Source organism: Gemmata sp. (assembly GCF_051859125.1).
GTDB lineage: Bacteria > Planctomycetota > Planctomycetia > Gemmatales > Gemmataceae > Gemmata.
Genome location: NZ_JBHYGG010000020.1, coordinates 15,748 through 23,743, shown reverse-complemented (window position 1 = coordinate 23,743; position 7,996 = coordinate 15,748). Strand labels below are relative to the sequence as shown.

7 protein-coding genes are annotated in these 7,996 nt (G+C 71.7%); 2 read left to right on the top strand and 5 right to left on the bottom strand.

Annotated elements, in window-relative coordinates; genetic code table 11:
- Nucleotides 1–79 precede the first annotated feature (79 nt).
- The 4 genes from ACTIGN_RS03335 to ACTIGN_RS03320 all read right to left on the bottom strand — a co-directional run bounded on the left by ACTIGN_RS03335 (nt 80) and on the right by ACTIGN_RS03320 (nt 4,641).
- Nucleotides 80–613, bottom strand: a complete 534-nt coding sequence (locus tag ACTIGN_RS03335) for an HNH endonuclease (protein WP_439621298.1) — start codon at nt 611–613, stop codon at nt 80–82.
- A 286-nt stretch (nt 614–899) separates the two neighbouring features.
- Complete coding sequence (locus tag ACTIGN_RS03330) at nt 900–1,745, bottom strand: alpha/beta fold hydrolase (protein ID WP_439621296.1); 846 nt, start codon at nt 1,743–1,745, stop codon at nt 900–902.
- Nucleotides 1,742–2,911, bottom strand: a complete 1,170-nt coding sequence (locus tag ACTIGN_RS03325) for an enolase C-terminal domain-like protein (RefSeq protein ID WP_439621294.1) — start codon at nt 2,909–2,911, stop codon at nt 1,742–1,744. The genes ACTIGN_RS03330 and ACTIGN_RS03325 overlap by 4 nt, the downstream gene beginning before the upstream one ends.
- Before the next feature lie 224 nt (nt 2,912–3,135).
- Entirely contained in the window at nt 3,136–4,641 is a 1,506-nt protein-coding gene (locus ACTIGN_RS03320; protein WP_439621292.1) for a hypothetical protein, read from the bottom strand.
- Between the two features lie 287 nt (nt 4,642–4,928).
- Between ACTIGN_RS03320 and ACTIGN_RS03315 the strand changes: the two genes are divergently transcribed.
- Together ACTIGN_RS03315 and ACTIGN_RS03310 are read left to right on the top strand one after the other, a co-directional pair.
- Nucleotides 4,929–5,294, top strand: a complete 366-nt coding sequence (locus tag ACTIGN_RS03315; protein WP_439621290.1) for a hypothetical protein — start codon at nt 4,929–4,931, stop codon at nt 5,292–5,294.
- Nucleotides 5,295–5,394: 100 nt separating this feature from the next.
- The gene (locus tag ACTIGN_RS03310; RefSeq protein ID WP_439621289.1) at nt 5,395–6,234 is read left to right on the top strand and encodes an SPL family radical SAM protein; all 840 of its coding nucleotides are present in this window, start codon (nt 5,395–5,397) and stop codon (nt 6,232–6,234) included.
- Between the two features lie 200 nt (nt 6,235–6,434).
- Here the strand turns inward: ACTIGN_RS03310 and ACTIGN_RS03305 are convergent.
- On the bottom strand, nt 6,435–7,996 hold a 1,562-nt coding region (locus ACTIGN_RS03305; RefSeq protein ID WP_439621287.1), incomplete at its 5' end, for a HEAT repeat domain-containing protein.

The following is a 7,996-nucleotide window of genomic DNA, read 5'->3' as shown; positions in this document are numbered from 1 at the left end:
GACGCACCGGCGGGCTGACGCCGCGCCGCTCGCCAGAACAAGCATTTCAACCGGTGAGCTGTTGAGCCTCAGGAACGTTTCATGCCCGGCCCTCTACTGCTCCGCCGGGCTCGCCGGGTGCTTTGTTCCCGTGGAGGTGTGCGTCCGCAATCAGCGGCTTTTGTTGTACAGGTTGACGCTCATGTCGCAGCGTATTGAGTGCGGCAGCGTTCATCGCCAAATGTGAATGCTTTCGCCTCTTCGCGAGCCGCTGTTCACGCTCCTGTAGAAATGCCTCGACTGAAACTCCGAGTTGTGAACCACGATCAACCTCTCGAATCAATGCTGAACCGATGACAAGGATGCGGCGGATGTAATCAGGGCTGTGGTTCGAACGGACGAAATTGCATAGGCGACAGCTTGGGAGTAGGTTATCGGTATTGTCACTACCACCCAGTGAATGCGGAATGATGTGCTCTACCCACCAATCGTCGGAGATGTCCATCGCAAGTCCGCAACTGTAACAGCGTCCCGCTGTGCTCCTGAGAATTTCCTCCCGGTGCGAACGACTCCACACCTTCCGGCGGCGTTTCTTGGCTTGAGCCGGGTCACTATCGCCGGGTTGACCTTCCATATTTGCCTCCAGACAAGGTGCCGGGCTTGCGTGCTGAATTGGGTAAAGATTGCGCCCACGAGAGCCGCGCTCACGGCGCGGCGAACAAACCATCACGGGAAGTGACGTCTCGCGTATCTGGGCCGATTGTCCGCAGCCGGTTCCGCTCGTCAATCACCCGTTGCCCGCCGGAGTCTTCTTTCTGGTTTTGGCGAGCGGGGGACGTGAGTCCCCCGGTAGGACAGGATCGCGCTTCCACCGGGGGACTCACGTCCCCCGCTCGCCAAGAGCTGAAGCGCCCCCCCCCTCACACCCGGGCGTCGATCCATTTGGCCACGTCGCTGATCCACGGGTGGCCGGGCGGTTCGAACTCGAGCGTGTGGTGCGCGCCGGGGTACTCGATCACGGTTGTCGGGCCGGGGAAGCGCGTCACCCAGTCGCGGGTGCGGGCGTTCACGATGATGCGGTCGTGCTCGGCGAGCGTGAGCAGGGTCGGCACCGTCACGCGCTTCGCGGCGCGGCGCAGGTACACGTCGAGCGCGAAGCTGTTGAACAGGAACCGGGCCGTCGCGAGCCGCAGGCCGTGCGGGTCGGCGTCGATGAACTTCTGGGCATCGACGGACGCGGTGAACAGGTCCGGTTCGTTGAGCGGGATCGGGAACAGCCGCGTCGGCCGCAGCCGGCTCGCCAGCGCGACGAGCCCCCGCACCGCCGGCCCCGGCGTCACCTTCGGAACCAACCCCGGGCAGAGCAGCACGAGCCCGTCGGCCAGGCCCGGCTTGCGGTACTGTAGACCCACCGCGAGCTTCCCGCCCCACGAGATGCCGGCGACGAACGTCGGCAGACCGGCCCGCTCGGCGCGAAGCGCCTGGACGTACTCGGCGACGTCGTCGAGGAGCCGGCGGAAGCTCGGCGCGTCGCCGCGGTTCGCGGTGTTCAGGCCCGAGCCGCGGCGGTCGAGGAAGTGGACGTCGTACCCGGTCGCCGCGAACTCCGCACACGACTTCGTGTACCACCCGCCGTGGCTGCGGATGCCGTGCAGGAACACGAGCCGCGCCCGGGGCGCGCCCGCGGGGAGGTAGCGCCGGGCGTAGAACGTGTACCCGTCGGATGCGCGGAACGCGGTCACGGTGTGCGGGGCGTCGGGGGTCAAATGAGTTTGTCCTTCCGCTGGGTGACGGCGTCGAGCCGCGCGGCGTCGACGGCGATGCCGAGCCCGCTGCCGGTGAGCGCCGGTGCCCAGCCGCCGGGCCGGAACGTGATGTCGTCCGTCGCGAGCCACTCGCGGACGAGGTGGCGGTCGTAGCTGCCCTCGCAGTGGCGCAGGTCGGCGACGCTCGTCGCGAAGTGCCGCCCGGCCGCCGAGAGGACCGCCGTCTCGCCCACCTGGCACCCGAGCTGGTAGCCCAGGCCGTGCCGCTTCGCGAGCTGCGCGAGCCGCAGGCTCGGCACGAACCCGCCGCACTTCGACAGCCGGATGTTGAAGAGGTCGCACCACCCGTTCGCGGCGGCGCGCTCGGCGTCGACCTCGCCGCACAGCGACTCGTCGAGCATGATGGGGGTCTTCACTTCCTTCCGAACGGCGGCGAGGCACGCGACGTCCTCGTGCCGCACCGGTTGCTCGACGCTCGTGATCCCGAACGGCTCTAGCTCGCGGATGCGGGCCGCGACCTCGGCCGGCGACCACGCCTCGTTCGCGTCCACCCGCACGTCCATCTTGCGGCCGAGCCAGCGGCGGAACCGCTTGAGCCGCTTCGGGTCGTCCTGCCCGGCCATGCCGACCTTGATCTTGGTCTCGGCGAACCCGGACGCCCAGTACACGAACGGGTAGAACCGCGTCTTCCACCCGCGGGGGTTGGTGAGCACGCCGCTGTACTGCACGCGGTCGCGGAACCGGTACAGCTCCGGCGCGACGAGTTCGGTCACTTTGGTGAGCGGCTCGCCGAACGAGCGGCCGAAGGCGTCGAGCACCGCGAGTTCGACGGCGCACCGGGCCGCGTTCCCGTGGATCATGCGGTCGTCGCCGGGCACGGGCGCGAGTGCGATCTTCTCGGCGAGGTGGACCGCGGCCGGGAAGTCGGGGCAGTCGGCGTCGAGTTGCTTGGCGAACTCGGTCCGCTTCAACAGGTCGAGCGAGAAGTCGATGGTCTCGCCGGTGACGTAGTCGCGGGGGACGCCCTCGCCGAACCCGACGGCCCCGTCGGACAGCACGCACCGCACGACGACGTTGTCCGTCTCGGTGCGGACGTAGGTGGCGTGCGACATCTTCCGCTTGAGCGGGATGCGGACGTGCCGCGCTTCGAGTTCCACGATCCGCATTTCTCGGCCTCGGTCCCAATGGAGAAGTTTGGCGGGCCGCGGTGGGACCGGCGCGGCGAATGTCCTCAAACCGCCGGGGTGCCCAGGTTCGCCAGGCGGCGCAACCGCGATCTTCGGAACGGCCGGCAGGTCCGATTCGCTCACGTCCGAGCCCGCGCGCGGAGGGAGGGACGACGTTGACCCTCGCTCGGCGCTCGGGCTCGGACCAGAGCCGCGAACCGCCGTCAGCCGGCGAACCCGCGGACCGCCTGCTTGCACAGCCAGAACCCGACGCCGACGAGCAGCGCCGCGCTCACGACCGGGAGCAGCTTGAACCACCGGCTGTCCTTGAACCGCGACTGCCCGGCCCGGTGCGCGTGGACGACCGCGACGCCGAGCGCGACCAGCACCAGGCCGAGCCCGAGGCTGAACGCGACGAGCAGCGGGAACGCGAACCCGAGCCGCCCGACCGCGGCCGCCGCGACGAGCAGCAGCACCGCGTCCCAGCACGGCACGAGCCCGCCGCCGAGCCCCATCAGCACGAGCCGCGCCCACGCGGTGTCGGAGCGCGCCGCGGCCGGGTCGGGTCCGTGGTGGTGCGGGTCGCCGTCGCCGTGGTGATGGTGCCCGTGTCCGTCGCCGTGATCGTGGTGGTGATGGTGCCCGGCGAACAGGTGGAAGTGGTCGGCCTGACCGGTCGCGCGGCGGAGCAGGAGCCACAGCCCGACGGCGATGACGAGCAGCCCGGCGACGAGTTGCAGCGCGCTCTGGGCCGCGAGCGGGACGTCGTTGCCGTACACGCCCCACAGCACCGCCGCGACGAGGATCACCGAGCCGGTGTGCGCGACCGTGGTGGCGACCGCGAGGACGACCGCGTGCCGCACGGTGCCGCGCTCGCCGACGAGGTACGCCGCGACGAGCGTCTTCCCGTGCCCGGGGGTGAAGGCGTGCGCCGCGCCGAACAGCAGCGCCGCGAGGAGCATCGCACCCATCCCGAGGCCCGAGTCGAACAGCGCCGGCAGCCCGCGGGCCGCGAGGTCCGCGGCCAAGCCGGGCGGGGGCGGCGCATCGGCGTTCACCACGGGCTCGGGGAGCGGGGCGGGTGCAACCGGCGCGCTCGGCTCTCGCGGCTTCGGCGGCACCGGCAGCCGCACGACGGCCGCTGCCTTCCGCGACAGCGCCACTTGTTCTGGAGTGAGCTTCGCCGAGTGCTGCGTCCGCACGCCGATCGGCGGCTCGTCGGCGTCGAGCAACTCGAACTGCCCGCCGCCGCTGCCCTTGCGATCGACTGTGAGGTTCACGACGCCGGGCTGGTCGGGGAAGGTGGTGTCGTCGACGGCGAGCGCGTGTTCGCCGCCGCCCGGCGGCCACGGCGCACGGAGCGTGATGCGGCACCCCGCGTGCTCGCTCACGGTCACGTCGATGCCGCTCACCGCGAACCGCAGCGGCCGGCCGTCAACGGTCACGCGGAACTGCTCGGCGACATCGGTCGCGATCTGCTTGGCGTAGGCCGTCGCGAGGCTCCGGGCGCTCTTGTCGAGCTTCGCGATCTCGTCCTTCGGGAGCCGCCTGGCCGCGTCGAGGTACAGCGCGAGCGGGCTGAGTTCGAGCGTGTACGCGACCTCCACCCCGGCCCCGGACAGGCGCACCGCGGCCGTGCGGTCGAACCGGACGTCGGTGAGCGGGTGCGCGGCGGCGGCGTGGGCGGAGAGCAGGACCAGCAGCGCGGCGAGGGTTGTGCGGGGAACCATACCCCGCATTATACCGGCGGGCGCGACCGCGGCCGGGCGGCGGGTATACCTGTGGATTTGGGTCGCTGGCCCGGCGAACCCTGAGCGCCAGCGAGGGGGTGGGGCGCACCCCCTCGCTGGCGCTCAGGGTTCGCCCAATTCGGCAGCCGCACCCTGGGCAGCGGTCGCGCTTGTCCCCTTCGCGGCCGGCGGGCACAATGTGCCCCTGACGGTGCGTACCGGAACAGCCCGCGGCCCACTTCGGCGGAGGTGTTTGGTGATCCTGATCTGGCGCGGAGGGTACGTGGATGGACAGTGAAGGTTGTACCCCGGTCGAGGTGCCCGCAGTTCTCCAACTCCGCGACTATGATCTGGCCGTGCGGTGCCTGGAGGTGATCCGCACGCACCTTCCAGCGATCCTCCCGCCCGGCGTTCGTTACCGCATCGACGTGATTCCCCTCTGCCACCACCACCCGGCCAACACCTACCCGGCGTTTGGAGTATTCGGAACCGAGCGGTGGGAAGATGTTGTGGACGCCGAGAGGCGGATCAATGCCTGGGTCGCGGACCGCGGCCTGGAATGGTTAGTGGCGGAGAGCGCGACCGTAACCGCACCGACCTGGGCCAGCCTGCGGGCACCGATCGCCGGCACCGACCCTGACCAGCCCGGCTGACGGTCCGGTATCACACGCCGTCCCCTCTCGAAACTCCTTTCGCCCCGAACCCTTCCCGCCGCCCGCGTGTCTCTGCGAACCCATCTCTCGGAGGCACGCGATGGAGCTGATCGAGTCGAAGTCGATCTTTTCGCCGGCGACCGGGTTCATCAAGCGCGGCGGGTTCGAGTGGACGTGCAACCCGTACATCGGTTGCACCTTTGGTTGTGCCTACTGTTACGCAGCGTTTCTCCCGCAGGCGAAGCGGCCGCCCGAGGAGTGGGGCAGGTGGCTGACCGCGAAGAAGAACGCGGCGGCGCTCGCCGAGCGGCAGGCCCCGAAGGTCGCCGGGCGGGCCGTGTACCTGTCGAGCGTCACCGACCCGTACCAGCCCGCCGAGCGGAGCCTCCTGCTCACCCGCGGCATCCTCGAAGCGCTCGTCGGGCACCAGCCGCGGCTCACCGTGCAGACCCGGGGCCCGCTCGTCGTCCGCGACATCGACGTGCTTCAGCAGTTCCGCAGCGTGCGGGTGAACGTGTCGGTCCCGACCGATTCCGACGAGGTGCGGCGGCGGTTCGAGCCGAAGGCCCCGCCCCTGGAGAAGCGGTGGGCGGCGCTCCACGAACTGCGCGCCGCGGGCATCTCGGTCGGCGTGTGCGTGACGCCGACGCTGCCGATCGCGGACGTCGAGGCGTTCGCGAACCGGCTCGCGGAGTTCCGGCCGGACGTTCTCGTTTGCCAGGACTTCCACGATTCCGGAGGAGGGTTCGGGGCCGACACCGGCGACGCGGCGCTCGCGATCCGCGAGGAGCTTCAGTGGACGCCGGCGAAGTACCGGACGTTTGTGGACCGGTTGCGGCGCGACCAGCACGTCTACGAGGGCGAGGCCGGGTTCTTCCCCCCGCCACAGGTCGAAGCGGCCGAGCCCGTGACGCCGGGGCTGTTCGACGGGGTGGCGTAAGGGGCTGGTGGCACCGATACAGCCGGCTCGGTCGGAATCGTGCGCCTCACGCGGGCCGCCACGGAGGGCGGCCCCTACAAACCAAAGGCGAACTCTCTGGTAGGGGCCGCCCTCCGTGGCGGCCCGCCAATCACCTCCGGCGGATCTTGGCGGATCTGGGCTCGGACGCCCGTGCCACCAATCAGAAGACTCACCGCTCGTCACGTGCTGAGCGCGGGCACCGCGACCTCGTCCTCGGGCGCCGCGGTGACCTGGGCGACCAGCAGCGGCGCGAGTTCCTCGGCCCCCTGGCGGACCCGGGGCGACGGGTCGGCCGATGCGACGGTCACGGCGGCCACGGCCCGCGGGTTCCCGGGGCTGCGGGTGAGGACCGCACGGGCCGCGACCAGCCGGATGCGGACGTTCGGGTCGTCGAGCAGGTGGTCCATCAGGTCCGCGACCTCCTCGGGCGGCGCGAGTTGCAGCGCGACGGCGGCGTTGAGGCGCAGCCCGTCGTTCGGGTCGGAGGCGCACTCCACGAGAAGCGGGACCGCGGCGGGCGGCAGGTCGTCGAGCCGGCTCAGGGCGAAGGCGACGTTCGCACGCACCTGGGCCTCGGGGTCGCGGAGCGCCTCGACGAGCGCGGGGGCGGCGTCGGGCGGCACGGTCGCGGCCTTGATCCACCCGGCCGACGCGACGACGCGGACGTCCCCGCTCGGGTCGACCAGCCCGGCGGTGAACCCCTCGACCGCCTCGGGCGGCTGGATCATCACCAGTGCCCGCACCGCCTGCTCGCGGACCCCGGCCTCGCCGGTTTTCGCGGCCCGCAGCAGCGTCGGCCCGGCGGCGAGCGCGACCGGCCCGAGCCGCGCGAGCGCGATGGCCGCGCACCCCTGCACCAGCGCGCTGTCGTCCTCGGCGAGCATCTGGCACAGCCCGTCGATCACCGGGCCGGTCGCGCCGGCGAGCCGCGGGAGGACGCTCGCGACCTGCACCTTCACGTCGTCGTTCGCGTCGCGGAGCAGCGGGAGCAGGTCGCCCAGCACCTCGTCGCCGGGGCGCTCCCACGACCCGACGGCGGCGGCGGCGGCGGCCCGCACCAGCGGGTCGGTGTCCCGGATCGCCCGGCGGACGAGGGCCAGGGTCGAGGGGGTCGGCTCGCCCAGCCCGCCCAGCGCCCGCACGGACTGGGCGCGGACCTGCCCGTCCTCGTCGGCCGCGGCCCGCTCGACGGCCGACCGCGCGAACGCCGCCGCCGAGCCGAGCTTCCCGATCGCCTCCGCCGCGTTCGCCCGGACCTGCGGGTTGACGTGCCGCAGCGCGTGGACCAGCGCCGTGACGACGCTCTCGCCCGCCCCGTCGCCCATCTCGCCGAGCGCCTCGGCGGCCAGCGCGCTGACCCAACTGTCGGCGTCGCGGAGCGCCCGCACCAGCCCCGGCACGGCGACGCCCGCGGCCGTCTCGCCGATCTTCCCGAGCGCCTCGACCGCCTTGGCCCGGACCACGTCGTTCCCGTCGGCCAGCGCCTCGACGAGCGGCGGCGCGGCGTGCTCGGCGGCGGCCCCGACGTTCCCGAGCGCCTCGGCCGTTTGCGCGCGGACCACGTTGTCGGCGCTGGAGAGCCCGGCGGCGAGCTTCGTGGTCGAGTCGCCGTTGAGCGGCCCCGCGGCGGCCACCGCCTCGGCCGCGGCGGTGCGGACCGCCTCGTCGCGGTCCTGGAGCAGTTCGACCAACTTCTCGACGGCCGGCTTCGCGTCGCCGCCGAGGAGCTTGAGCCCGTTCG